Origin of the sequence: Paracidovorax wautersii, from assembly GCF_031453675.1 — a bacterium.
In the GTDB taxonomy this organism is placed as follows: domain Bacteria; phylum Pseudomonadota; class Gammaproteobacteria; order Burkholderiales; family Burkholderiaceae_C; genus Paracidovorax.
This window is the reverse complement of sequence record NZ_JAVIZX010000001.1, coordinates 1,196,478-1,220,242: the sequence shown is the minus strand read 5'-3', so window position 1 is coordinate 1,220,242 and position 23,765 is coordinate 1,196,478. Positions and strand designations below refer to the sequence as shown.

The window sequence follows — 23,765 nt, the reverse complement described above, 5'->3', positions numbered from 1 at the left end:
TGGAGCGAAATCGGGCGATTGGACGCCTCGAATGCTTGCATGGGCACGAGCCCATGCGGCGCATACGAAGCGTCCACTCCTCCCGATTGCGCTTCAACGCGACCCCTGCGAGATCGTAAACACGTTCTCAGCGCCGGCTCATCAGCGTCCAGAGCGTCTCGGCCAGCGCACCCAGGCGGCGCTTGGGGCGGTACAGACGCACATCGAAGCGGATCTCCATGCGCTTGTCGCCGGCGGCGGCCAGCCGGCCCGCCTTCACGTCGGCATGCGCCATCGACCACGGCAGCCACGACACGCCCAGGCCCTTGAGCACGTATTCGTAGTGCGCATCGGGCGAATCACATTCCACCAGCCGCTGCAGGCGCGGCGCCGCGCGGTGGTTGGCCAGGTGGTCTTCCACCAGCCGGCCCAGGGCCAGGGTGCGGGCATACGCCACGTAGGGCACGGGGCCGTCCTGCGCGGCGAAGCGGAACACCGGCGCGCCGCTGGCGTCCGCACGCGACAGCGGCACCAGCCGGTCGCTGGCCAGCGTCAGGTGCGAGAACTGGCGCGCGTCCAGCGGCACCACCAGTGTGGGGTGGTGGTAGATGAGGGAGAAGTCGGCCTCGCCGCGCTGCATCTCGCCCACGGCCTCGGCCAGGGTGCGCGTGAGGATGCGCAGCTCGCCGTCGGCCAGCACCGGGCGCAGGCGCACCAGCAGGTCGGCCACCACGGTGCGCGCCAGCGTGCGGCCCGTGGCCAGCGTGACGGTGCGCGCCTGCCGGCCGGCGACGGCCTGCATCTCTTCATGCGACTGCGCGAGGTTGCGCGCCATCTGCTCGGCGCTGTCCAGCAGCACCTGGCCCGCGGGCGTGAGCCGCACGGGCCCGCCGCCGCGCTCGACCAGCGGCGTGCCGGCCCAGGCCTCCAGCGAGCGGATGCGCCGGCCGAACGCCGGGTGGGTGACGTGGCGCAGCTCCGCCGCGCGCGTGAAGCTGCGCTCCTGCGCCAGCAGGATGAAGTCTTCCAGCCACTTGAGCTGCATGGCGGGCAGCCGGGCGGTCAGGCCCGGGCTGCGTTCAGCGTGTCGCGCGTGGCGAGGGCGGCGGCGCGTGCGGCCGCCGCGAAGTCGTCGCCCTGCGACGCATACAGGATGGCGCGCGAGGAGTTGACGATGATCGGCCCGTTCTCGCGCAGGCCGGCGCGCACGGTGGCCACGGCGTCGCCGCCCTGGGCGCCCACGCCGGGGATCAGCAGGGGCAGCGTGGGGGCGAGCTCGCGCACGCGCTCGATCTCCTGCGGGCGCGTGGCGCCCACCACCAGGCCCAGCTGGCCGTTGGTGTTCCACGGCCCCTGCGACAGCGCGGCGATGTGTTCGAACATGCGCGGCTGGCCGGGCACGTCGGCCAGCGCGCGGGCCTGCAGATCGTCGCCGCCCGGGTTGGAGGTGCGGCACAGCAGGAAGGCGCTCTTGCCGTGGTAGGCCAGGTAGGGCGAGATCGAGTCGAAGCCCATGAAGGGCGACAGCGTGACCGAGTCGGCGCCGTAGCGCTCGAAGGCCTCCTTGGCGTACTGCTCGGCGGTGGAGCCGATGTCGCCGCGCTTGGCGTCCAGGATCACCGGCACGTGCGGGGCGTTGGCGCGCATGTGCTGCATCAGGCGTTCGAGCTGGTCTTCGGCGCGGTGCGCGGCGAAGTAGGCGATCTGCGGCTTGAAGGCGCAGGCGAGGTCGGCCGTGGCATCGACGATGGCGGCGCAGAAGTCGTAGATCTTGTGCGCGCTGCCTTGCAGCGGGGCGGGGAAGCGCGTGGGTTCGGGGTCCAGGCCCACGCACAGCATGGAGGCGTTCTGCGTGGTGGCGTCGCGCAGCATGTCGATGAAGGTCATGGCCGGGATTGTAGAAGGCGCCCCCCCCTGGCGCCGGCCAGGTGCCGCGCACGACTGCGCGGGCCGTGCCATGGCGGCACAATGCGCGCCCATGCCCGCCCTCACCTCCCGCCAGCTGCTCGTCCTAGTCCTCCTGACCCTGGTCTGGGGGCTGAACTGGCCGGTAATGAAGCTGGGCGTGACGGGCTTTCCGCCGCTCACCTTCCGCGCGCTGGTGCTGGGCCTGGGGCTGCCGCTGCTCGGCGTGGTGCTGGTGGCCCTGCGTGTGCCCTTCGCCGTGCCGCGGGCCTACTGGTGGCCCCTGGCCGGCCTGGGCCTGGCCAACATGGTGGTGTGGCATGTGCTGGCCATCCTGGCCATTCCCGAACTTTCCAGCGGCCGCGCCGCCATCCTGGGCTACACCATGCCCATCTTCTCGGCCCTGCTGGGCGCGGCCTGTTTCGGCGAGCGCCTGGCGCCCCGCGCCTGGGCCGGCGTGGCCGCGGCGGCGGGCGGCGTGCTCTTGCTGTTGTGGCACGAGCTGAGCGCGCTCGGCGGGCGGCCCTTCGGCGTGCTGCTGATGCTGTCTGCCGCGGCCGGCTGGGGCCTGGGCACGCAGCTGCTGCGGCGCAGCGCCATTCCGGTGCCCACGCTCACGCTGTCGTTCTGGATGACGGTGCAGACCCTGGCGGTGCTGGCCGTTCTCTCGGTGCTGTTCGAGCAGAGCCGCTGGGTGGTGCCCACGCCGACCGTGTGGGGCGCCGTGCTCTACAACGCCGTGCTGGCCTTCGGCTTCGCGCAGCCGGCGTGGTTCTACCTGGCGCGCGGGCTGCCGCCGGTGGCCTCCACGCTATCGGTGATGTTCATCCCGGTGCTGGGCGTGTTCAGCGGCGCGCTGTGGCTGGGCGAGCGGCTGCACTGGCAGGACTGGGCCGCCGTGGCGCTCATGGTGGCCGCCATTGCCTCGGTGCTGTGGCCGAGCCGGAAAGCCTGACGGCACATATCCCGCCAGATTGACGGGATCTGGCCTCGATCTGATCGGCTGCGCTGCCTGCGGTGCCGCGCACGGTTCCTAGAATGCAAGAAGTGCTTTCGGTCCGCCGGGGCCGTTTGTTTCTTTCTGCCTCCCTTCTTGTTCCCTCACCGCACAGGAGCCTTCACGCATGCAACTCACTAGCCACAGCTTCCAGGACGGCCAAGCCATTCCCGGCGAATTCGCCTTCGCCGTGCCCGATGCGGCCACGCACGTGGCGCTGTCCGCCAACCGCAATCCGCACCTGGTCTGGAGTGGCGCACCGGCCGGCACACAGTCCTTCGTCGTCGTCTGCCATGACCCCGACGTGCCCAGCCAGGGCGACGATGTGAACCAGGAAGGCCGCACCGTGCCCGCCAGCCTGCCACGCGTGGACTTCTTCCACTGGCTGCTGCTCGACATTCCCGCCAGCCGCACCGAGATCGCGGCCGGTGCGCATTCCAGCGCCGTCACGCCGCGCGGCAAGCCCGGCCCCGCCGCGCCCGAGGGCCTGCGCCATGGCATCAACGACTACACGGGCTGGTTCGCCGGCGACAAGGACATGAGCGGCGACTACTTCGGCTACGACGGCCCCTGCCCGCCGTGGAACGACGCCATCGTCCACCACTACGTGTTCACGGTGTACGCGCTGGGCACGCCCACGCTGCAGGTCGACGGCCCGCTCACCGGCGCCAACGTGCGCGCCGCGCTGGCGAAGGCACCGGTGCTGGGGCAGGCCAGCCTGACCGGCCTGTACACGCTGAATTCGGCCGTCGCCTTGCCTTGACGGCGCAGGCGTCCCGACAGCGGCGCGTGCACGAATGAAGAAGAGCCCGCAGACTGGGTGCCGGCGGGCTCTTGTTTTGATAGCTGCCTGCGCTTGCTGGACAAGCGCCGGAGGCCTAAAAGGCTCTGAAAAAAGCGGGTCGCCGGCCCTCAGCCGTTGGCGCGTTTCTGCAGAATCTCGAAGGCCGGCAGCGTCTTGCCTTCCAGCACTTCCAGGAAGGCGCCGCCGCCCGTGGAGATGTAGCCCACGTCCTTCTCGATGCCGTACTTGGCGATGGCGGCCAGCGTGTCGCCGCCGCCGGCGATGCTGAAGGCGGGCGATGCGGCGATCGCCTGGGCGATGGCCTTGGTGCCGTTCTCGAACGCGGCGAACTCGAACACGCCCACCGGGCCGTTCCAGACGATGGTGCCGGCGGCCTTGAGCTGCGCGGCCAGCTTCTGGGCCGTCTCGGGGCCGATGTCCAGGATCAGGTCGTCATCGGCCACGTCGCTGGCGGCCTTGATGGTGGCGGGCGCATCGGCGGCGAAGGTCTTGGCGACGACCACGTCGGTGGGGATCGGCACCTCGGCGCCACGCGCCTTCATGGCGTCGATCACGGCGCGGGCCTCGTCCAGCAAATCGGGCTCGGCCAGGCTCTTGCCGATCTTGAGGCCCGCGGCCAGCATGAAGGTGTTGGCGATGCCGCCGCCCACGATGAGCTGGTCCACCTTGTCGGCCAGGCTCTTCAGGATGGTGAGCTTGGTGGACACCTTGCTGCCGGCCACGATGGCGGCCAGCGGGCGGGCCGGCTGGGCCAGCGCCTTGGTGATGGCGTCGATCTCGGCCGACAGCAGCGGGCCGGCGCTGGCGATGGGCGCGTACTCGGCGATGCCGTAGGTCGTGCCCTCGGCGCGGTGGGCGGTGCCGAAGGCATCGTTCACGTAGATGTCGCACAGTTGGGCCATCTTCTTCGCCAGCTCAGGCGCGTTCTTCTTCTCGCCCTTGTTCACACGGCAGTTTTCCAGCAGCACGACCTGGCCGGGCTGCACCGTGACGCCGTCGACCCAGTCCGCCACCAGCGGCACCTCGCGGCCCAGCAGCTCGGACAGGCGCGCGGCCACGGGGGCCAGCGAGTCGGAGGGCTGGAACGCGCCTTCGGTCGGGCGGCCGAGGTGGCTGGTCACCATCACGGCGGCGCCGGCGTCCAGTGCCATCTGGATGCAGGGGACCGAGGCGCGGATGCGCGTGTCTTCGGTGATGCGGCCGGCATCGTCCTGCGGCACGTTCAGATCGGCACGGATGAACACGCGTTGGCCACGGGCCTTGCCTTGGGAACAGAGGTCAGAAAAGCGAAGAATGTGCATGGTTGCTGAGGGGCCGCGAAGGCGTGGGAAGGTTGGAAAACACTGCGCCGCATTGTAGGCGGCACGTGGTAACCGACTGGTAACCGCGCCTCTGGGCTGGAGCGGCGCCCGCCCGCCCGCACTTGCCGGCCTTGGCGGACGCTACCAGCCCAGGCCGATGTGCAGCGGCAGGTAGATCGCCATGCCCACAACGATGGTGCCCAGGATGTCCCGGCGCCAGAAGTAGTAGCCCACGGCGCAGACCACGGCGGGCAGGCGCGCGTCGACCACGGTGTGGATGAAACGGCCCTGCGTCATCAGCAGCTCGGGCGCGATCACGGCCGTGAGCGCGGCCAGCGGCGCGTACTTGAGGCCGCGCTTGAGCCAGTCGGGCAGCGGCAACTCGCGCTCGGGAATCATGAAGAACGCCCGCGAGACCAATGTGATCGCCGCCAGGCCGACGATGGCGATGACGGTTTCGACGCTGTCCCAGTTCATGGCCGGCGCTCCTCGGACGGTGCCGCCACGGGCGGCTCCTGCGGCGCGGGCGCCGGCACGGGCTCATCGGCCCGGCTGCGCGTGGTCAGCCGCCAGGCGGGCCGGCGCAGATGGCGGTCGGCCGCCTCGATGAGCAGCCCCGCCGCCACGGCCGCGGCGATCGCCACCAGGATGTTGAGCTTGAGCGGCAGCGCGAAGGCCGCAATGGCCGCCGTGCCGGCCACGCCCGTGGCGAGCCAGGTGGCGCGGTCCTGCAGCATGGACAGCAGCACGCCCAGCAGCGCCAGCACGCCCGCGAAGCCCAGGCCCCACGACAGCGGCACGGCATTGGCCAGCAGGATCCCGGCGATCGACGGCACCTGCCACGCCACCCAGTTGGCGGCCGCGGCGCCCCAGAAGTAGGGCACCTGCTCGGGCCGCGGCTCGGGCTTGGGAAAACGCTTCATGAACGCCACGAAGATCACGTCGCCGCTGAAGTAGGCGACGGCCAGCCGCTGGCGGCGCGGCAGGTAGTGGAAGTAGCTGCGCCACAGACTGCTGAAGATGACGAAGCGCAGGTTCACGCACGAGGCGGTGAGCCACACCACCCACAGCGGCGCGCCCACGGCCAGCAGCGGCAGCACGGCCAGCTGTGCGCTGCCCGCGTAGACCAGCAGCGACATGAAGATGGCCATGGGGGCCTCCATGCCGCTTTTGACCATGGCCACGCCCGTCACCAGGCCCCAAGCGCCGATGCCCAGGCAGGTGCCGATCATGTCCTTCACGCCCAGCCGGGCGTACGGATCGCGCGCCCAGGCGCGCACGTCGACCTCGGTTGAAAAAGGCCGCTCCGGCGGCGTCATGGCGCCGCGCCTTCGGCGGCCGGCGGCTGTCCCAGCACCTGGCCCGGCGCCAGCGGGAAGCCCCGCAGAAAGTCCGCCGCCGCCAGCCGCTTGCCGCCCGCGCGCTGCAGCGTGGTCAGGCGCAGCGCGGTCGCATCGCCGCAGGCCACGGCGATGCCGTGGTCGTCTATGCACAAAATCTGCCCGCAGCGCCCGTCTGTAGAGCACAGGCTGCTATCAATTTCGCAGCTCCAAATCTTGATGGCTTCGGTGCCGAACGCAGTGGCGGCACCCGGGAAGGGGTCGAACGCACGCACGCGGCGGGCAATGGCCTCGGCCGGCAGCGCCCAGTCGATGGTGCTCTCGGCCTTCTCGATCTTGTGCGCGTAGGTCACGCCTTCGGCCGGCTGGGGCGTGGCGGTGAGCCCGCCGCAGGCCGCCAGTTCCAGCGCCTCCACCACCATACGGCCACCCAAAGCGGCCAGCCGGTCGTGCAGCGTGGCCGTGGTGTCGGTGGGCGCGATGGCGATCTTCTCGACGAGCAGCATGTCGCCCGTGTCCAGGCCGGCATCCATCTGCATGATGGTCACGCCCGTTTCGGCGTCCCCGGCCTCGATGGCGCGGTGGATGGGCGCCGCCCCGCGCCAGCGCGGCAGCACGCTGGCGTGGATGTTCAGGCAGCCCAGCCCCTGGGTCCGCACGCCCCCTGAGGGAGCCTTCGCGCCTTCGGGCGGGCGTGCGGTGCCCATCAGATCCAGCACCCACTGCGGAAGGATCAGCCCGTAGGCGGCCACCACCATGGCATCCGCCCCGGCGGCGACCAGAGCCTCGCGCGCGGCGGCGGCATCTTCCGGGTACTTGCCGTCCAGGCGCAGGCTGCGCGGCTGGGCGACGGGAATGCCGTGCTCCAGCGCGCACTGCTTGACGGGCGAGGCCTGCAGCTTCATGCCCCGGCCGGCGGGGCGGTCGGGCTGGGTGAGCACCAGCGGGATGGTGAAGCCGGCCTGCAGCAAGCGCTCCAGGGCCACGCGGGCGAACTCCGGCGTGCCGGCAAAAATGATCTTCATGGAAACACGGGCGGGCGCGGTTGGCGCCTGCCGCTCTCAGAACACCCGGTCATCGCCGGGCAGGGGTTCATCCGTGAACATGACCTTGCGGACGATGCCTTGCGGGTCGATGTGGACATGCGCCATGCGGCGCAGGTTGATGTCGTCCATGAACCGGTAGGTCCAGACGGCACCCTCGAAGCTGGACACGCGCTGCACCTCGAAAGGCGGGCCGAAGAACGCATGCACATCCAGGGCCGTCCAGCCGCCTTGGCTCAGGGCGGAAAAGTGCCGCAAAGTGAGCACCTGCTCCGTGCGCACCACGCGCCCGTCCTGTCCGAGGTCGACGTGGTAGACCTCGCGGCCGGCGGGCAGGGTGGAATACAGCAGGCGCTCGCCGCCGTTCGGCAGGGCGGTGGCGGACAGCGGCTGGCCCAGCTGCGCCAGCACGGCCGACCGGTCCGTCCCGGGCCGCTGGGCGAGCGGCGAAGACATGCAGGCCGCCAGCAGCGCGGCCATGCCGGCGGCCAGCGCCACGCGGGCGCAGCGGCCTGCGGCACCCCGCCAGAGGCCGGGGTGGCCCGCCGGTTCGGCGCCTGCCACGCTCATGCGCGGCGTTCCTCGCGCTGCAGTTTCTGCAGCTTGGTCTTGATGCGGTTGCGCTTGAGCGGGGAGAGGTACTCGACGAACACCTTGCCCATCAGGTGGTCCATCTCGTGCTGCATGCAGATGGCCAGCAGGCCTTCGGCCTCGATCACGCGGGACTGGCCCTGGGCGTCTAGCGCGCGCACATGCACGGCGGTGGAGCGTTCCACGCCGTCGTAGATGCCGGGCACGGAGAGGCAGCCCTCGTCGCCCAGTTGCTTCTCGTCACTGGCCCAGGCGATCTCGGGGTTGATCAGCACCAGCGGCGTGTCGCGGTCTTCGGACACGTCGATGACGACGATGCGCTCGTGGATGTCCACCTGCGTGGCAGCCAGGCCGATGCCCTGCGCGTCGTACATGGTCGCCAGCATGTCGTCCACGATGGACCGCACGCGGTCGTCCACCGCCTCCACGGGTCGGGCGACCTTGTGCAGGCGGGGATCGGGATAACAGAGGATGGGAAGAATTGCCATGGCCGGGGGAAGAATATGTCGCTATTTTCGCCACTTTTGACCGGGGCCGCCGGGGGCGTTCGCAATAATCGTTGCCCTAAGAAGGGCTTGGGCTGAGAATCCCCCAGGCTTTTTTACATATTGCCGCAGTTCGATCGGGCCACCCGTTCGCTGCGGTGCCAGTGAGGGGGGCGTAGTGCAAATGCTTGGGACAACGAACGACAGGGCGGCCCACGATCGGGGGCTCAACACCGCGCGCGGCGCACTGGCGCTGCTGGCCGGAGCCCTGCTCGCCCTGCCTGCCCTGGCGCAGAACTACCCCGTCACGGCCGACCAGCGCTCCACGGCCCAGCAGGTCGCGTCGCGCGGCGTGCCGCTGCAGGAGCTGTCCCCCACTGCGCCCGACACCTACGTGGTGCGCCGCGGCGATACGCTGTGGGGCATCTCGGGCATGTTCCTGCAGCGCCCCTGGCGCTGGCCTGAGCTGTGGGGCATGAACCTGCAGACGATTCCCAACCCGCATCTGATCTTCCCCGGCCAGACGCTGTACCTGGAGAAGTCCGACGGCTATGCGCGCCTGCGCACCCGGCCGGCGGGCGGCTCGGCCGAGCCCACCGAGACGGTGCGCGTATCGCCCCGCACGCGCTACGACAGCCTGGCCGATACCGCGCTGCCGACGCTCCAGCCCCACCTGATCGAACCCTTCCTGGTCGAGCCGCTGGTGGTGGACGAACTGTCGCTGTCCCAGGCACCGCGCATCGTCGCCACCACCGACGAGCGCGTGCTGATGGCCAGCGGCGACCGCGCCTACGCCCTGGGCCCGCAGGAGCGCCCGCTGGTGCTGGCCCCGGGCGTGCCGCGCCAATACCGTGTGTTCCGCAGCGCCGTGCCCTTGAAGGACCCCGCCTCCGGCGAGATCCTCGGCTACGAGGCCCAGTACGTGGGCCGGGCCGAACTGGTGCGCAGCCAGACGACCGAAACCACGCCGGACGGCAAGGGCGGCAGCACCATCGACGTCGTGCCCGCCACGGTCGACCTGAGCCGCGCCAAGGAAGAGATCCGCGCCGGCGACCGCCTGCTGCCGGCGCCCGAGCGCGGCTACAACAACTACACGCCCCGTTCCCCGCAGTTCGCGGTGGATGCCCGCGTGGTGTCCATCTACGGCAGCACGGCCGTGCGCTACGCGGCGCAGAACCAGGTGGTCGCCATCAACAAGGGCACGCGCGACGGCATCGAGTCGGGCCACGTGCTGACGGTGCTCACGCAGGGCGACCGCGTGAAGGACAAGACCGGCGAGCCCGGCGCCGTGGTCAAGCTGCCCAGCGAGGCCAACGGCACGGCCATGGTCTTTCGCACCTTCGACCGCGTCTCCTACGTGCTCCTGCTGCAGGTCGAGAACGGCGTGCGCGTGGGCGACCGGCTGGTCACCCCTCAGTAACCCCGCGCCGCGGCAGCCGCGGCCGGAGCGCGCCGCCGGCTGACGGCGGGCGCGCCTCCGGAGCCGCATCGGAAGCTGGTTGCCCTATGGATCGCCTTGAACTCACGGCCTGGCTGCGCCTGACCCTCAGCGACGGCATCGGCAACACCACGGCCCGGCGCCTGCTGGCGGCCTTCGGTCTGCCGCAGCAGATCTTCCTGCAGGACGCGGCCGCGCTGTCGCTGCACGCCACACCGGCCCAAGTGCAGGCTCTGGGCGCGCCGCCCGAGGGGCTGGACGCCCTGGTGCAGACGACGCTCGCCTGGCTGGATGCGGGCGCCGCCCCGCCTGCGGGAACGCCCGCGCGCAGGGTGCTGACGCTGGGCGATGCCGGCTATCCGGCGGCGCTGCTCGAAACCGCCGACCCTCCGCTGCTGCTCTACCTGACGGGGCCCGAACACCTGGTGTGGAACGCCGCCGGCCCCTTTCCCGCGCAGCGCTGCCTGGCCATGGTGGGCAGCCGCAACCCGACGGCGCAGGGCGAGGAGAACGCCCGCCAGTTCGCCCGCGCGCTGCGGGCTGTGGGGCTGTGCATTGTCTCCGGCCTGGCTTTGGGTGTGGATGCCGCCGCGCATGAGGGCGCGCTGGCCGATCTGCCCGACGCGCTGCCGGGCGCAGGCACGCCGGGCGGTGCGGCCGCAGAGCCCGCCACCATCGCCGTGGTCGGCACCGGCCTGGACCGCGTCTACCCGCGCCGCAACCTCGACCTGGCCCGCCGCATCGCGCAGCACGGGCTGCTGGTGAGCGAATACCCGCTGGGCACACCGCCGCTGGCGGGCAACTTCCCCAAGCGCAACCGCATCATCGCCGGCTTGTCGCAGGGTACGCTGGTGGTCGAGGCGGCGCTCGCCTCGGGCTCGCTCATCACGGCCCGCCTGGCCTCCGAGCAAGGGCGGGAGGTGTTCGCCATTCCCGGCTCCATCCATGCGCCGCAGTCCCGCGGCTGCCACGCACTGATCCGGCAGGGCGCCAAGCTGGTCGAGTCGGCGCAGGACGTGCTGGAAGAGCTGCCCTTGCTGCCAGCGGTGGCCGCCGCTCCGGCAGCTGCGGTTCCGCCGGGCGAGGCGCCGCAGCCCCCAGCGGCCGGCGCCGGATCCGCGCACGGCAGCCTGCTGCAGGCCCTGGGCTTCGATCCCGTGGGGCTGGACGCGCTGGTCGCGCGGACGGGCCTGGGCGCCGCAGCGCTGCAGGCGGGCCTGCTTGAGCTGGAGCTCGATGGCCATGTGGCGCGGCTTCCCGGCGGCCTGTTCCAGCGTGTCGGGCGTGCGTGAAGGCTGCGGGTTGCCGTGGCTCCAGGCGCTATTAAAAACGTAGCTTCTTGCGCTTGTTGAAGCTGCGATTCAGATAGAAAGGTATCTGAAAACCAAGAGGGTCAAGCGCAGCATGCTCTCTTTTTGAGAGCAAAACCTCTGGGCGGCTGACCGCTTGCGACTGCGCCACACGCCTTGCTGGGGAAGCGGTCGGCGCAGTGCGTGCGCCGCCACCCTGGGGCGCCGCCTTGGCAGGCGGCCAGCGGCATCGCAGTGCGCGCGGATCGCCACGCCCTCAAGCCAAAGTCCACCGCGGCCTGCATCCCGCCGGTGAACCTACCCAACGCCGCGGCACTCACCCGGCAGAGGCGGGCCGGCGGCCCGGGGTCATAGCCCCAGCATCAGTTCCAGGTTCTGCACCGCGGCGCCGCTGGCGCCCTTGCCCAGGTTGTCCAGCCGCGCCACCACCACGGCGTGGCCGGCGTCCTCGTTGCCGAAGACGCGGATCTCCAACCGGTTGGTGTCCTTGAGCGCCACGGCGTCCAGCTTGCCCGACTCGGGCGCAGGGTCCACGGTCACCCACTCGCTGCCCGCGTAGTGCGCGGCGTAGACCTCCTGCAGCCGCGCCAGCGTGGGGCGGCCGGGGAGCAGGTCGAGGTGCAGCGGCAGTTCCACCAGCATGCCCTGGTCGAAGTTGCCCACGGCGGGGATGAAGAGAGGCCGGCGCGTCACACGGCCATGGCGCATGATTTCCGGCAGGTGCTTGTGGTTCAGGCCCAGCGCGTACAGCTCGTGCGCAGGCGCGCCGCCGGCCTCGTAGGCCTCGATCATCTGCCGGCCGCCACCGGTGTAGCCGCTGATGGAGGGCAGGGCGACGGGGTAGTCGGGCGGCAGCACGCCGGCATCGACCAGCGGGCGCAGCAGGGCGATGGCGCCCGTGGCGTAGCAGCCGGGGTTGGCCACGCGCTCGGCCTGTTGCACGGCGGCACGCTGATCGCGCGACAGCTCGGGGAAGCCATAGGTCCAGCCCTCGGCCGTGCGGTGGGCGGTGCTGGCGTCGATGATGCGCGGCTTCTTGCCGGGCAAGCTGTCGATCATGGCGACGGATTCGCGCGCGGCATCGTCGTGCAGGCACAGGATGACGAGGTCCACGCCGGCCATGATCGTGCGCTTGGTCTCCGGGTCCTTGCGCAGTTCGGACGGGATGCTGACCAGCTCGATCTGCGGCATGGCCTGCAGGCGCTCGCGGATCTGCAGACCCGTGGTGCCGGCTTCGCCGTCGATGAAGACTTTGGTCATGGTGTGCTCCTGCAGAGACCGGCGCGGGGCTTGCTGCGCCAGCGGGGCTGTAAGTTATATCCACATGGATGGTGCGTCGCAGCATGATACAGTCGTTGGTTGCCATGTCCCCATCCCGCGGCCAGACATCCGATCATGGCAAACGGGTAACTACCATCCTTTCCTGAGAGAGACCTCATGAAGATTCACGAATACCAAGGCAAGGAAATCTTGCGCAATTTTGGTGTGCCCGTTCCGCGCGGCATTCCCGCTTTCACGGTGCAAGAAGCCGTGGAAGCAGCCCAGAAGCTCGGCGGCCCCGTGTGGGTGGTCAAGGCCCAGATCCACGCCGGTGGCCGTGGCAAGGGCGGCGGCGTGAAGGTTGCCAAGAGCCTGGACGACGTCAAGAAGCTGGCCGGTGACATCCTGGGCATGCAGCTCAAGACCCACCAGACCGGCCCCGAAGGCCAGAAGGTCCGCCGCCTGTACATCGAAGACGGCGCCGACATCAAGAACGAACTGTATGTGTCCCTGGTCACCGACCGCGCCACGCAGAAGGTCGCCCTGATCGCTTCGAGCGAAGGCGGCATGGACATCGAGGAAGTGGCCCACTCCACGCCCGAGAAGATCATCACCGAGATGATCGACCCCATCGCCGGCATCACCACCGAGCAAAGCAAGAAGGTCGCGGCCGCCATCGGCCTGACCGGCGCTTCCATCGACCAAGCCGTAGACATCTTCGCGAAGATCTACAAGTGCTACATGGAAACCGACGCATCGCTGGTGGAAATCAACCCGCTGAACTGCGACTCCAAGGGCAACCTGATGGCCCTGGACGCGAAGTTCAACTTCGACGCCAACGCGCTGTTCCGCCATCCTGAAATCGTGGCCTTCCGCGACCTGGACGAAGAAGATCCGGCCGAAGTGGAAGCCTCCAAGTTCGACCTGGCCTACATCAGCCTGGACGGCAACATCGGCTGCCTGGTGAACGGCGCCGGTCTGGCCATGGCCACCATGGACACCATCAAGCTGTTCGGCGGCGAGCCGGCCAACTTCCTGGACGTGGGCGGCGGTGCCACCCCCGAGAAGGTCACCGAAGCCTTCAAGATCATGCTGAAGAACCCCAAGGTCGAAGGCATTCTGGTCAACATCTTCGGCGGCATCATGAAGTGCGACACCATCGCCACGGGCGTGATCACCGCCTGCAAGGCCGTGAACCTGAACGTGCCGCTGGTCGTGCGCATGAAGGGCACGAACGAAGAGCTGGGCAAGAAGATGCTGGCCGAGTCCGGCCTGCCCATCATCGCCGCAGACACCATGGCCGAAGCCGCGACCAAGATCGTTGCTGCCGTCAAGTAAGCCCGGAGAACACTCATGTCGATCTACATCAACAAAGACACCAAGGTCATCACCCAGGGCATCACGGGCAAGACCGGTCAGTTCCACACCGAGAAGTGCCAGGAATACGCGAACGGCAAGAACTGCTTCGTGGCCGGCGTGAACCCCAAGAAGGCCGGTGAGTCGATCTTCAACATCCCGATCTACGGCAGCGTCAAGGAAGCCGCTCAGCAGACCGGTGCGACCGTGTCGGTGATCTACGTGCCGCCCGCAGGCGCTGCGGCCGCGATCTGGGAAGCCGTCGAGGCCGACCTGGACATGGCCATCTGCATCACCGAAGGCATCCCCGTGCGCGACATGCTCGAAGTGCGCAACAAGATGAAGGCCAAGGAAGCCGCCGGCGGCAAGAAGACCCTGCTGCTGGGCCCCAACTGCCCCGGCCTGATCACGCCTGACGAGATCAAGATCGGCATCATGCCCGGTCACATCCACCGCAAGGGCCGTATCGGCGTGGTGTCCCGTTCGGGCACGCTGACGTACGAAGCCGTGGCCATGCTGACGGAAGTCGGCCTGGGCCAGTCGAGCGCCGTGGGCATTGGTGGCGACCCCATCAACGGCCTGAAGCACATCGACGTGATGAAGGCTTTCAACGACGATCCCGATACCGACGCCGTCATCATGATCGGTGAAATCGGTGGTCCGGACGAAGCCGAAGCCGCCCAATGGTGCAAGGCCAACATGAAGAAGCCCATCGTCGGCTTCATCGCTGGCGTGACCGCCCCTCCCGGCAAGCGCATGGGCCACGCCGGTGCGCTGATCTCCGGTGGTGCCGACACGGCGGATGCCAAGCTCGCCATCATGGAAGAGTCCGGCTTCATCATCACGCGCAACCCGTCCGAACTGGGCAAGCTGCTGAAGGCCCAACTGAAGTAATAAGCCCATCGCCGCGGTTCTGCTGCATAAGCAGAACTACGGACGAAGCGGGTGCATGCGCCCGATACACTGCCAGTTCCAAAAAAGAGAAGCGCCCGTAACGCATGTTCCGGGCGCTTCTTCATTCATAACAGCGGAGCTATTGCAATGGAATTCGTGAATTCGGCCGATTTCTGGATCGGCCTGGTGAAGATCGTCTGGATCAACATCATCCTCTCGGGCGACAACGCCGTCGTCATCGCGCTCGCAGCGCGCTCCCTCCCCCCGCATCAGCAGAAAAAAGCCATCTTCTGGGGCTCCGGCGCCGCCGTGTTCCTGCGCATCGTGCTCACCGTGGTGGCGGCCAAGCTGTTGGAACTGTCGTTCCTGCAGATCGTCGGCGGCTGCCTTCTGCTGTGGATCGGTCTGCAACTGCTGACCGACAGTGATGACGAAGGCGAACAAGGCAAGTCGGGTGGCGGCCTCATGGCGGCCGTGCGCACCATCCTAATCGCCGACCTGGTGATGAGCCTTGACAACGTGATCGCCGTGGCCGCAGCCGCGCACGGCAACATGGTCCTGCTCATCCTCGGCCTGGCCATCAGCATCCCGCTGGTGATCTTCGGCAGCACGCTGATGATCAAGCTCATGGAGCGCTTCCCCATCATCATCCTGCTGGGTGCCGGCCTGATCGGCTGGGTGGGCGGCGAAACGATCGCCAGCGACGCCTTCCTGCGCGACTACGCGCTGGCACATCCTGCGTTGCATTACATCGCGGCCGGCCTGGGAGCGTTGTTCGTGGTGGGGTTGGGCAAGTTCCTTCAGGCCCGCTCGCAGAGGGCAGCGGTTGCCGGCTGAGCGCCTTTTCGGTTAGAGACTGCGTGCTCTGGCCGCGTCCTGATGGGCGGCAGGCCCGCCCGCTCGCAGTCTTCTGGCTTGGCCGTCCCGTCGCTGTGCTGTTATGCACAACCTATGGCGACGCGTGTTTCGGAAACTGTCGTCTATGATGCCCGGTCCAACGCACCAAAGCACGACATGGCGCCATTTTTAGACACGTCGGTAGAGTCCGCTGCGCCCGCCGGCATCCCGCCCTGCAGAGGTCTCGCATGGTGCGCCTGACCGGCCCCTCCGCGCTGCGCTACGAGTTCTGCGCGGTGACCGACCGGGGGCAGGTCCGGGCAAACAACGAGGATTCGGTGGCCTTCCATGTACCCGCCCGGCTCGCGCTGTTGGCCGATGGCATGGGGGGCTACAACGCGGGGGAAGTAGCGGCGGCGATGGCCACATCGCTGGTGGGCGATGAGCTTGCTCTCTGGCTGGCTCAGTGGGGCGAAGACGCAGCCCTGTCTGGCGTGCGGCGGGCTCTGGCCGCCTGCATCGACAGTGCCAATCGGGCCATCCTGGATGCCTCTCTCTCCAATGCCGCTTACGCTGGCATGGGCACGACGCTGGTGGTGGCCGCTTTTCACGACACGCACCTGACCTTGGCACACATCGGAGACTCCCGCTGCTATCGGCTGCGGGGCGGGGTGCTTCAGCAGATCACCAAAGACCATTCGTGGCTGCAGGAGCAGATCGACGCAGGGTTCATGACTCCGCAGCAAGCCGCAGTTTCCGGTTGCCGGAACCTGGTGACCCGGGCTTTGGGCGTGGATGTCATCGCCGAGCCGGACATCAACGAATTCGCGGTGCGGCCTGGGGACCTCTTTATTCTGTGCTCAGATGGGCTGACCGACATGGTGAACGACGAGGATCTTGCCTCCGTGGCGCGCATGCCAATTGCTTTGGAAGACAAGGCGCAGCAGATGGTGTCCTTGGCCAATGCCCTTGGCGGGCGGGACAACGTCAGCGTCGTGCTGGTGCAAAGTGCGGCGGCCTAGCGGACCGCAGGCGCGCATCGCATCGAGTGCCGTGTGTCCATGGGATGGGCATGGGCAGAGCAAAGAACAAATCTACAAACAAGCCGTTGGCTGAATGAGCGAGGAGCGGAACATGCCCAAAATGGTCGTGTCGATTGACGGGGTGGTGATCAAGGAAGTCCAGTTGCTCAAGGAGCGCACAACGCTCGGGCGCCGGCCGTACAACGACGTGGTGATCGACAACCTAGCGATCAGCGGCGAGCATGCCGTCCTCCACATCGTGGGCGACGCCGTGGAGATCGAAGACCTGGGCAGCACCAACGGCACCTACGTCAACGGGCAATCCACCAAGCGCCAGGCGCTCAACCACGGCGACATGATCGAAGTGGGCAAGTACAAAATCCGCTTCGTAGGCGACGCAGAGGCGGATAGCTTCGACAAGACCTTGGTTTTCACGCCCGGTATGGAGGCTCCGCGACCTTTGACTTCGAGGCCAGCCCCGCTGACGTCGACGGCCGCCGCGCAGCCTGTGGCTCTGAATGGCTCCATTCGCGTGCTCTCGGGCGCAGCAGCCGGCCGCGAACTGGCCTTGACCAAGGTCGTTACCACCATAGGCAAGCCCGGATCCACGGTGGCGTCGATCACTCGGCGCCCGCACGCCTTCGTGCTGGCGCATGTGGATGGCGTTCAGCCGCCGTTACTAAATGGTCAGTCCCTGGGGGCCGAACCTGTCGCGCTGAAGGACGGAGATCGGGTGGAGTTAGCCGGCACCGCCATGGAGTTTGCTCAGCTTTAGGATGTGCCAAACGCGTCAGTATGTGTTGCCCCGGGCAACGAAATGCGTCCGCCTGGAGTGACAAAAATGTCGAAGTGGAGGCGCGCTAAGGTACTACTCGCGTAATGGGTCATGGCACGGTAACTGCTGTACAAGCATGACCTGGAGAATTTTCTGCAGGTTCGTGCAATTACTCCAAGGAGAGATTTATGAAGCGTACTCTGCAACAGGGTTTCACCCTGATCGAACTGATGATCGTGGTGGCGATCATCGGTATTCTGGCTGCCGTGGCACTGCCTGCTTACCAAGACTACACGGTCCGCGCGAAAGTGTCGGAACTGGTTCTGGCGGCGAGCTCCGCACGTACGTGCGTGACGGAGGCCTTCCAGGCTAACGGCTCGTTGCCTGCTGCTATCAGTTCGGACTGTTCTATCGCGCAAATCGGCAAGGTCTCGTCTGCAAGCGTCGGAACCGCTACGAGCGGTGCCGCGATCACCGTCATTGGCGCGTCTTCTGCAGTGGGCGGTCCTTCGGCCGTCACGGTGTCTCTCAGTGGTGTCACCACGGGTGGTACGATCACATGGACCTGCAGCGGTACGCCTGCTAAGTACCTGCCGTCGTCCTGCCGCGGCTGATCGTATTTGCGAAAGTCGCCGCTTCCGAGAAGAGTCCGTCTTCTCGGTGGTGCGGTAAGCCTGGCTGCTCATCCAGCCAGGTTTTTTTTTGCTGATTCGCTTTTGGCGTCTATTTCGACAGAGCCGGTTGAAGTATGGGGCCGAATTTGCAGCTTCAGTCCGTATGTTCTTATTGAGAGCATCCGGTGGTGTCTGCATCCAGTCCTCATGCAGGCAGCCAACGCTTCTTGACATTGTTTTGCGAGTAGAAAATGAAACAGTACAACGGGGCTCCTAGAATGTCCATATTTGAAAGGTTTTCCTTTCAGCGTGAAAAGCAAATGGCAGCAGGCGTGGCTGAGCACTTGATCAGAAGCCTTCCACCGAAGACTGTGAGTGATCGAATTCACACGTTATCTGCAAATCGTATTACGCGGGTGTTGGAGCAGGCCTTCGGTAAGCTCAATCAAGAGGTTGAAGTCGGTCGGGGATTTTGGGGCAGGGCCGTGCTGGCCAATAATTTCCGATGGGCGTTAAAAGATGCGGGCTACCCGAAGCAGTTTATCGATATCGCGGTCGAAGGTCTCATCGTAGAGTCTTCGCGTCGAAAACCAGATCAACTCTAAAGACCCTGCCGCCCATGCTGTTGGAATATGCCAAGAGATTATTTGTACGACGGTCCGCTAATTCTTTGACGCAATCATCGGCCGCCGATGTAGGGGCGTTACTAAGCGATGCCGCCAAACTTTACGACCAGCGCCGGCTCAGGGAATCGATCGAGGTATGGATAAAGTACCTCAAGCATCGGCCGCATGACGTGGATGCCTTGAACAACTTAGGGGCGGCTCTTGCGACTGTTGGCAGAGAAAACGATGCCATTCGATATTTTGACTTGGCATACTCGCTGGATGACAGCCATTTGCCGTCTATCGCTAACTATGCGAATGTGTTGAAGGGCCGCTGTCGAACTGCGGAAGCCCTGGATTTGTTGGCTAAGGCCCGGATCCAGGCCCCTGGCCTGCCTGGCATGAGGGCCGGTTATGCATCTTTGCTTTTTTCGATGGGAGAAGCGGAGGCTTCCATCGAGCATACGCTCCATGCTTGGCTCGGTGATTTCGACGCGCCCAGGGCGGCCGACCTCTTTCTTTTTACAGCCACATATGTAGAGCAAAACGAGATTCGTCTGGCGGCAGAGCACAAGTTCTGGGCGAACACGTTACTGCCTCGCCCTCACGAAATAGGCCCTGCTCTCCCTGCTACCCACCGGCGCCCCGCCTCTGTCCAGGGGCGCAAGTTGCGGGTGGGTTATTGGTCACCCGATTTTCGTGAACATTCTGTCCGGTACTTCTTCCGGCCTTTGCTGGAAGGGCACGATCGTGCTGCGATCGAGATTTTTTTGTACCACGACCATTACAGTGAGGACGAGCAAACGGCGCTTATGAAAAGCGCTGCAGACCATTTTTTTGCCGTCGCACCGATGAGTGATGATGAGCTAGCCGAATTGCTGCATAGCCACGAATTGGATGTCTTGGTTGAACTGGCGGGCCATACTTCAGCCAATCGCCTGGATATGCTGCGCTACCGATTTGCAGCGTTGCAGGTGACAGGGCTGGGCTATCCACCCACGACCGGCCTGAAAACGATTGACGCCAAATTGCTGGATCGGCACTTGGTGGATCCGCAGATGCCTGCACTATATAGCGAGGCGCCGGCGGTTCTTCCTCAGTCTTTCTGGTGCTTTGATCCGAAGACGGAAATACCAGCCCCCTCAGACCCGCCGGTTTTGTCCAAGGGTTACGTCACGTTCGGCTGCTTTGGAAATATCGGAAAGGTGTCTGCGGAAACGATGGAATGCTGGGGGCAGGTGCTTGCTCGCTTGCCGGGAAGCCGTTTGGTGATTCGTGCCGTGAATTTTGCCGATCCGCTACGCAAATCAGCCTTTGAGACATCGCTCCTCCGTTCCGGGATCCGCCCTGAACAGGTGGAACTTCTCCCACCCACGATGCCTCGAGATTTATTCGCAGCGTACAACGATATCGACATCGTCCTCGACACATACCCCTTCAACGGTGGAACGACGACCTGCTTTGCCACGTATTCAGGCGTCCCTGTGTTATCGCGTAAGGGGCGGGCGCTTGCTTCGCGCATGGGTGAATCCATCATGAAGAACCTTGGTGCCGAAGCTTGGATAGTGGACAGCGCACAGGCTTATGTCGACCAAGCGGTGCGTGGCGCACAAGATATCGAGGAGCTCTGCCGTTTTCGTCGAGAAGCTCGTCAGCGCTTTGAAACAACGTCTCTTGGGAACGGAGAGATGTTCGCGCGCGACGTAGAAAGTTTTTACCGCAACTGGCTTGAAGCGCCACCCGACCCGGTGATCGATCAAGCATCCCACGTGCTTCCGGCGCAGGAGTTAGTGCGTCGCTCCCTGATTGCGCTACGGTATGGGCAGTTTGGCGTTGCCCGTCGCATCGTAGATTATTGTCTCGATCTGCACCCATATTGTGGTGCAGCGCATGTACTCTGGACGGAGCGTTTGACCAGCCTAGGACGCTTCGGAGAGGCGGCCGACTATTTGAAAGAGCGCCGCTCAGAATTCTCCGAGGTGGAGGATCAAGTCAAGGGGTTGGTCAATGAGGCCCGCTTTCTCCTACTCGATGGGCGACCCGGCGCAGCCAGTGAAGCAGTGCAGGCTCTCTTTCAGTTTCAAACGCTTAGCTATTCTGAGCGCTGCCAGCGTGACCTACTGCAGTGCGCCTCTCGTGTGCTCGCCGACGGCCATGTCCTTACACAGCAGGGCGATCTGCTGACATCTGGATCGGCCGAGCCTCGTCAGATCGTTGTTTGCATCGTGACGGAGGACAGCAGCATTTTTGAGAAGTATTCGGCGCGGTTAAGCGAGCTTGATCCGCCTACATCTGCCCACATGCGTTTTGTGCAATGCGCATCCAGTGAAAAGTCGCGTACATACGAGCGGCTTGTAAACGACGGTGAGACAGATTTTCTGGTCTGCGTGCACGCAAACGTTGATTTCTGGCGTCACGACTTTTGGACGCAATTGGACCTGGCGTTTGCGCAGTGCGATGTCGTGGGATGCTACGGCGCGCGGCGATGGGATCGGCTGGACTGGCGTACGTGTAGCCAACCGGACAAGGCCGGCGGATACCTCATCCCATCCGGAGAGAGAAACGAATATTGGGAGGTTTCCGCTTTGAGCCGGGACGATGGAGGGATTGCCACCGGTCTGGGCGTGGTAGATGGTTGCTTTGTAGCTGTCAATCTTCGTGCGCTGAAATCTGTGCGCGGTCCGAAGTTCATGCCAGAGTTGGAAGAGGCAGGTCCACTGCTAGAGGAATACTTTAGTCACTGTGCTGCGCGGGAAGGGTTACGAGTGGGCGCCTGCTCTCGCTTAGGCATCTCGCTGGATTGGCGCGTTTCGCTGGACGATCGGTACCTTGGTCCGGCGCGGCTGTTCATCGCGGATTCACTGAAACTCGACCCTTGGCTGTTTCCCGACGAGGAAACCACCGTTTGGTCTGTTTCCGTGCCGTCCGCAGTGCAGGCTGCTTCGGTACTCCACTGGTTCACGCAGGACCCCGTCGATCTTCCACCGGTTTTCATTGCGGACCATTGATGCACGCAGGTATTTTTCTCCACCGGATCGCACAGGCTTTCCGAGCTGCCTTGGAACGGGCTTTCGTTGGCAGGATTGTCACCCAGGCGTATTTTGACCGCCGTGATCGCCGTAGCGCCATTTGCTTCGTGGCAGCGACCAGGATGCGCGAGGACGAGTTCTGGCAGAAGTCGTTGCTTGGCAAGCGGCTTAAGGATTGGCGGGAAATGCCTGGCGTCCGGATGAGGATTGCTTTCGAAAATCGGAGAGGCCTGCCCGCGGTCTACAACGAAGCCATTGATGCAGCAAACGCTTCGGACGTGCTGGTTTTTATTCATGACGATGCATGGCTCCTTCACCACGACGCTTTGAAAGAGCTCTGGCGAGGCATCCGCCGGTTTGACCTCGTAGGAATTGCCGGCAACACCCGCAGGCTGCCTGGGCAATTTGCGTGGTTTCTTCGGCAGGTCGGCGCTGGCGGTACGGTTCTGGACATGCCTTATCTTTCGGGAGCAGTTCACTACGGGCAAATGTTCAAGACGCAACTGAACCAGTTTGGCCGTTGGCCCGCCGATTGCGAACTGTTGGACGGCGTGTTTTTGGCAGCCCGGACCTCCATACTCCGCCGCACGAGACTGCGCTTCGATGAACAGTTCGATTTCCATTTCTACGATCTGGATTTTTCCCGATCGGCTCGGCAGCGAGGCTTGAAGGTCGGAACCTGGCCGATTCACGTGCTGCACGCCAGTAAAGGCAACCTAGGGGATCCCAAATGGCAGGCAAATCGCACGCGCTATTTTGCTAAATGGAGCGATTGACGGGCAGAGTCTTTGTACACACCGCTATTGACGACTAGAACGCTTATGACTGGCTATTACGACGGTTTCAATCCGACGATTCTTGAACTCGTCGACAGTAATGCGATTACTTTTTGTGAATTCGGCTGCGGCGCGGGTGGTCTCGCTCGGGCTATTAGAAAAAAAAGTCCTGCGTCTGATTACACAGGCGTTGATATTGCTGAGGCAGCGTTAGACGAGGCGAAGCCTCTACTCGACCATGCTGTGCTGATGAGTCTCGACGACTACCCGGACTGGGAACAGAACGCTTCGCTCAAAGCGTGCCGGCCGACGGCAGGCTTTGACTGCATCATCTTTGGCGACGTGCTGGAACATCTGTATGCGCCAGAAACGGCGGTGGACCAAGCGGCGCGCTGGTTGAAGCCAGGTGGTAGCGTGATCGCCTCGATTCCCAATGTGCAGCATTGGCGCGTGTTTCTCCAATTGATCCTCGGTAGCTGGCCTAGGCAGGATTCCGGCATTTTCGACCGCACGCACATCCGCTGGTTTGCTTTGCAGGATGTACACGCTTTGTTCGCCCACCCACTCTTGTCGATCGAGGCCGTGGTGCCGCGTGTATTCCAGGAAGAGGAGGGGCGGGAAGTGATCGAGTTCCTGGAGCCATTGGCTCAACACAAGGGAGTGAGCGCCGAGCAACTTGCGGATGTGGTACTTCCTTTGCAATACGTGATCCGTGCTCGACGCATTTGATCCGCACGTTCCGGTACTGCGGCCCGGCGATTCGGCACTCTCACGAAATATTTACCAACCCACCATCAAATCCGCGCGGCGAAATCTCCGCTCTTCCCACCGCGTTTTTCTCTTACCAGAACGTCGGTAATCAACATTTCACGGTCTACCGCCTTGCACATGTCGTAGACCGTGAGCAGTGCGATCTGCACTGCCGTCAGTGCTTCCATTTCGACCCCCGTCGGCCCCACCGTTTCAACCGTAGCAGTGCAATGCACAGAGGGTGATTCGCCAGGCTTCAGTTGAAACTCCACAGCCACGCGCGTCAACGCGAGCGGATGGCAGAGTGGAATCAAATCACTCGTCTTTTTTGCCGCCATGATCCCCGCGATACGGGCAATACCGAGGACATCACCTTTCTTAGCGGTTCCGGAAGCGATGAGTTCCAGCGTTTCCGGTTGCATTTCGATCCGGCCGCTGGCAATGGCGACGCGGTGCGTCGCTGGCTTGGCCCCGACGTCGACCATGTGGGCTTGGCCTTGGGCATCGAAATGGGTCAGTGGCGAGCCGGAGGCTGCGGAAGAAGATGAGGAGGAGGAAGAGTCGCTCATGGGATGAGGGCAAACGGGTGGCCCGCCTGCACGAAACATTCAAGGGGTCAGGGCATCATACGGGTTCGTGCGCGGGGCTGTCGC

The 23,765-nt window shown here is 65.2% G+C and carries 24 protein-coding genes; 14 read left to right on the top strand and 10 right to left on the bottom strand.

The window, feature by feature from the left end; translation table 11 throughout:
• Window positions 1-127 precede the first annotated feature (127 nt).
• Entirely contained in the window at window positions 128-1,024 is an 897-nt protein-coding gene (locus QE399_RS05680; RefSeq protein ID WP_309826957.1) for a LysR family transcriptional regulator, read from the bottom strand.
• A 17-nt stretch (window positions 1,025-1,041) separates the two neighbouring features.
• Complete coding sequence (gene pyrF / locus QE399_RS05675; RefSeq protein ID WP_309826955.1) at window positions 1,042-1,866, bottom strand: orotidine-5'-phosphate decarboxylase; 825 nt, start codon at window positions 1,864-1,866, stop codon at window positions 1,042-1,044.
• Window positions 1,867-1,957: 91 nt separating this feature from the next.
• On the opposite strand from pyrF, the gene QE399_RS05670 reads away from it, so the two are divergent.
• Both QE399_RS05670 and QE399_RS05665 read left to right on the top strand, forming a co-directional pair.
• Window positions 1,958-2,839: a DMT family transporter gene (locus QE399_RS05670; protein WP_309826953.1), complete on the top strand. Its 882-nt coding sequence runs from the start codon at window positions 1,958-1,960 to the stop codon at window positions 2,837-2,839.
• Window positions 2,840-3,008: 169 nt separating this feature from the next.
• Window positions 3,009-3,644 (top strand): YbhB/YbcL family Raf kinase inhibitor-like protein, encoded by a 636-nt coding sequence (locus QE399_RS05665; protein ID WP_309826952.1) that lies wholly within the window; start codon window positions 3,009-3,011, stop codon window positions 3,642-3,644.
• 149 nt (window positions 3,645-3,793) lie between these two features.
• On the opposite strand, the gene QE399_RS05660 is transcribed toward QE399_RS05665, so the two are convergent.
• The 6 genes from QE399_RS05660 to def all read right to left on the bottom strand — a co-directional run bounded on the left by QE399_RS05660 (window position 3,794) and on the right by def (window position 8,449).
• Entirely contained in the window at window positions 3,794-4,987 is a 1,194-nt protein-coding gene (locus QE399_RS05660) for a phosphoglycerate kinase (protein WP_309826950.1), read from the bottom strand.
• Window positions 4,988-5,128: 141 nt separating this feature from the next.
• Window positions 5,129-5,464, bottom strand: a complete 336-nt coding sequence (locus QE399_RS05655) for an AzlD domain-containing protein (RefSeq protein ID WP_309826948.1) — start codon at window positions 5,462-5,464, stop codon at window positions 5,129-5,131.
• Window positions 5,461-6,306 (bottom strand): AzlC family ABC transporter permease, encoded by an 846-nt coding sequence (locus QE399_RS05650; RefSeq protein ID WP_309826946.1) that lies wholly within the window; start codon window positions 6,304-6,306, stop codon window positions 5,461-5,463. The genes QE399_RS05655 and QE399_RS05650 overlap by 4 nt, the downstream gene beginning before the upstream one ends.
• Window positions 6,303-7,352 carry a methionyl-tRNA formyltransferase gene (fmt, locus tag QE399_RS05645; RefSeq protein ID WP_309826945.1) on the bottom strand — a complete coding sequence of 350 codons (1,050 nt, stop codon included), beginning with the start codon at window positions 7,350-7,352 and terminating at the stop codon, window positions 6,303-6,305. The genes QE399_RS05650 and fmt overlap by 4 nt, the downstream gene beginning before the upstream one ends.
• A 36-nt stretch (window positions 7,353-7,388) precedes the next feature.
• A complete protein-coding gene (locus tag QE399_RS05640; protein ID WP_309826943.1) occupies window positions 7,389-7,940 on the bottom strand; it encodes a hypothetical protein in 552 nt (183 codons plus the stop codon).
• Window positions 7,937-8,449, bottom strand: a complete 513-nt coding sequence (def, locus tag QE399_RS05635) for a peptide deformylase (protein WP_309826942.1) — start codon at window positions 8,447-8,449, stop codon at window positions 7,937-7,939. Before def ends, QE399_RS05640 begins: the two co-directional genes overlap by 4 nt.
• A 181-nt stretch (window positions 8,450-8,630) precedes the next feature.
• Here def and QE399_RS05630 point away from each other — a divergent pair, with 181 nt between their 5' ends.
• A complete protein-coding gene (locus QE399_RS05630) occupies window positions 8,631-9,866 on the top strand; it encodes a LysM peptidoglycan-binding domain-containing protein (protein ID WP_309826940.1) in 1,236 nt (411 codons plus the stop codon).
• An 86-nt stretch (window positions 9,867-9,952) separates the two neighbouring features.
• Window positions 9,953-11,176, top strand: a complete 1,224-nt coding sequence (gene dprA, locus QE399_RS05625) for a DNA-processing protein DprA (protein ID WP_309826938.1) — start codon at window positions 9,953-9,955, stop codon at window positions 11,174-11,176.
• Window positions 11,177-11,542: 366 nt separating this feature from the next.
• Here dprA and argC read toward each other — a convergent pair whose 3' ends face one another.
• The gene (gene argC / locus QE399_RS05620; protein ID WP_309826936.1) at window positions 11,543-12,454 is read right to left on the bottom strand and encodes an N-acetyl-gamma-glutamyl-phosphate reductase; all 912 of its coding nucleotides are present in this window, start codon (window positions 12,452-12,454) and stop codon (window positions 11,543-11,545) included.
• A 177-nt stretch (window positions 12,455-12,631) separates the two neighbouring features.
• On the opposite strand from argC, the gene sucC reads away from it, so the two are divergent.
• The 10 genes from sucC to QE399_RS05570 all read left to right on the top strand — a co-directional run bounded on the left by sucC (window position 12,632) and on the right by QE399_RS05570 (window position 23,091).
• Window positions 12,632-13,792, top strand: coding sequence for an ADP-forming succinate--CoA ligase subunit beta (gene sucC / locus QE399_RS05615; protein WP_309826934.1), 1,161 nt, complete (start codon window positions 12,632-12,634; stop codon window positions 13,790-13,792).
• A 15-nt stretch (window positions 13,793-13,807) separates the two neighbouring features.
• Window positions 13,808-14,704 (top strand): succinate--CoA ligase subunit alpha, encoded by an 897-nt coding sequence (gene sucD, locus QE399_RS05610; RefSeq protein WP_092832956.1) that lies wholly within the window; start codon window positions 13,808-13,810, stop codon window positions 14,702-14,704.
• Between the two features lie 147 nt (window positions 14,705-14,851).
• Window positions 14,852-15,541 (top strand): TerC family protein, encoded by a 690-nt coding sequence (locus QE399_RS05605; protein WP_309826931.1) that lies wholly within the window; start codon window positions 14,852-14,854, stop codon window positions 15,539-15,541.
• Between the two features lie 248 nt (window positions 15,542-15,789).
• Window positions 15,790-16,563 carry a Stp1/IreP family PP2C-type Ser/Thr phosphatase gene (locus QE399_RS05600; protein WP_309826930.1) on the top strand — a complete coding sequence of 258 codons (774 nt, stop codon included), beginning with the start codon at window positions 15,790-15,792 and terminating at the stop codon, window positions 16,561-16,563.
• Window positions 16,564-16,675: 112 nt separating this feature from the next.
• Window positions 16,676-17,338: an FHA domain-containing protein gene (locus QE399_RS05595; protein WP_309826928.1), complete on the top strand. Its 663-nt coding sequence runs from the start codon at window positions 16,676-16,678 to the stop codon at window positions 17,336-17,338.
• A gap of 188 nt (window positions 17,339-17,526) precedes the next feature.
• Window positions 17,527-17,952 carry a pilin gene (locus tag QE399_RS05590; protein WP_309826925.1) on the top strand — a complete coding sequence of 142 codons (426 nt, stop codon included), beginning with the start codon at window positions 17,527-17,529 and terminating at the stop codon, window positions 17,950-17,952.
• Between the two features lie 251 nt (window positions 17,953-18,203).
• A complete protein-coding gene (locus QE399_RS05585) occupies window positions 18,204-18,557 on the top strand; it encodes a hypothetical protein (RefSeq protein WP_309826923.1) in 354 nt (117 codons plus the stop codon).
• 14 nt (window positions 18,558-18,571) lie between these two features.
• Window positions 18,572-21,565, top strand: a complete 2,994-nt coding sequence (locus QE399_RS05580; RefSeq protein ID WP_309826921.1) for an O-linked N-acetylglucosamine transferase, SPINDLY family protein — start codon at window positions 18,572-18,574, stop codon at window positions 21,563-21,565.
• Window positions 21,565-22,362: a glycosyltransferase gene (locus QE399_RS05575; RefSeq protein WP_309826919.1), complete on the top strand. Its 798-nt coding sequence runs from the start codon at window positions 21,565-21,567 to the stop codon at window positions 22,360-22,362. The genes QE399_RS05580 and QE399_RS05575 overlap by 1 nt, the downstream gene beginning before the upstream one ends.
• Before the next feature lie 45 nt (window positions 22,363-22,407).
• Window positions 22,408-23,091, top strand: a complete 684-nt coding sequence (locus QE399_RS05570) for a class I SAM-dependent methyltransferase (protein WP_309826917.1) — start codon at window positions 22,408-22,410, stop codon at window positions 23,089-23,091.
• Window positions 23,092-23,156: 65 nt separating this feature from the next.
• On the opposite strand, the gene moaC is transcribed toward QE399_RS05570, so the two are convergent.
• Window positions 23,157-23,681 (bottom strand): cyclic pyranopterin monophosphate synthase MoaC, encoded by a 525-nt coding sequence (gene moaC, locus QE399_RS05565; protein ID WP_309826915.1) that lies wholly within the window; start codon window positions 23,679-23,681, stop codon window positions 23,157-23,159.
• Between the last annotated feature and the right edge of the window lie 84 nt (window positions 23,682-23,765).

Excerpts from the sequence above, each read along its gene's own strand:
- dprA (WP_309826938.1), top strand. The coding sequence starts at position 9,953 with ATGGATCGCCTTGAACTCACGGCCTGGCTGCGCCTGACCCTCAGCGAC.
- QE399_RS05640 (WP_309826943.1), bottom strand. The coding sequence starts at position 7,940 with ATGAGCGTGGCAGGCGCCGAACCGGCGGGCCACCCCGGCCTCTGGCGG.
- QE399_RS05670 (WP_309826953.1), top strand. The coding sequence starts at position 1,958 with ATGCCCGCCCTCACCTCCCGCCAGCTGCTCGTCCTAGTCCTCCTGACC.
- sucC (WP_309826934.1), top strand. The coding sequence starts at position 12,632 with ATGAAGATTCACGAATACCAAGGCAAGGAAATCTTGCGCAATTTTGGT.
- QE399_RS05585 (WP_309826923.1), top strand. The coding sequence starts at position 18,204 with ATGAAACAGTACAACGGGGCTCCTAGAATGTCCATATTTGAAAGGTTT.
- pyrF (WP_309826955.1), bottom strand. The coding sequence starts at position 1,866 with ATGACCTTCATCGACATGCTGCGCGACGCCACCACGCAGAACGCCTCC.
- def (WP_309826942.1), bottom strand. The coding sequence starts at position 8,449 with ATGGCAATTCTTCCCATCCTCTGTTATCCCGATCCCCGCCTGCACAAG.
- fmt (WP_309826945.1), bottom strand. The coding sequence starts at position 7,352 with ATGAAGATCATTTTTGCCGGCACGCCGGAGTTCGCCCGCGTGGCCCTG.
- QE399_RS05665 (WP_309826952.1), top strand. The coding sequence starts at position 3,009 with ATGCAACTCACTAGCCACAGCTTCCAGGACGGCCAAGCCATTCCCGGC.
- sucD (WP_092832956.1), top strand. The coding sequence starts at position 13,808 with ATGTCGATCTACATCAACAAAGACACCAAGGTCATCACCCAGGGCATC.
- QE399_RS05630 (WP_309826940.1), top strand. The coding sequence starts at position 8,631 with ATGCTTGGGACAACGAACGACAGGGCGGCCCACGATCGGGGGCTCAAC.
- QE399_RS05605 (WP_309826931.1), top strand. The coding sequence starts at position 14,852 with ATGGAATTCGTGAATTCGGCCGATTTCTGGATCGGCCTGGTGAAGATC.
- QE399_RS05570 (WP_309826917.1), top strand. The coding sequence starts at position 22,408 with ATGACTGGCTATTACGACGGTTTCAATCCGACGATTCTTGAACTCGTC.
- QE399_RS05595 (WP_309826928.1), top strand. The coding sequence starts at position 16,676 with ATGCCCAAAATGGTCGTGTCGATTGACGGGGTGGTGATCAAGGAAGTC.
- QE399_RS05580 (WP_309826921.1), top strand. The coding sequence starts at position 18,572 with ATGCTGTTGGAATATGCCAAGAGATTATTTGTACGACGGTCCGCTAAT.
- QE399_RS05590 (WP_309826925.1), top strand. The coding sequence starts at position 17,527 with ATGAAGCGTACTCTGCAACAGGGTTTCACCCTGATCGAACTGATGATC.
- QE399_RS05575 (WP_309826919.1), top strand. The coding sequence starts at position 21,565 with ATGCACGCAGGTATTTTTCTCCACCGGATCGCACAGGCTTTCCGAGCT.
- moaC (WP_309826915.1), bottom strand. The coding sequence starts at position 23,681 with ATGAGCGACTCTTCCTCCTCCTCATCTTCTTCCGCAGCCTCCGGCTCG.
- QE399_RS05660 (WP_309826950.1), bottom strand. The coding sequence starts at position 4,987 with ATGCACATTCTTCGCTTTTCTGACCTCTGTTCCCAAGGCAAGGCCCGT.
- QE399_RS05655 (WP_309826948.1), bottom strand. The coding sequence starts at position 5,464 with ATGAACTGGGACAGCGTCGAAACCGTCATCGCCATCGTCGGCCTGGCG.
- QE399_RS05680 (WP_309826957.1), bottom strand. The coding sequence starts at position 1,024 with ATGCAGCTCAAGTGGCTGGAAGACTTCATCCTGCTGGCGCAGGAGCGC.
- QE399_RS05650 (WP_309826946.1), bottom strand. The coding sequence starts at position 6,306 with ATGACGCCGCCGGAGCGGCCTTTTTCAACCGAGGTCGACGTGCGCGCC.
- argC (WP_309826936.1), bottom strand. The coding sequence starts at position 12,454 with ATGACCAAAGTCTTCATCGACGGCGAAGCCGGCACCACGGGTCTGCAG.
- QE399_RS05600 (WP_309826930.1), top strand. The coding sequence starts at position 15,790 with ATGGTGCGCCTGACCGGCCCCTCCGCGCTGCGCTACGAGTTCTGCGCG.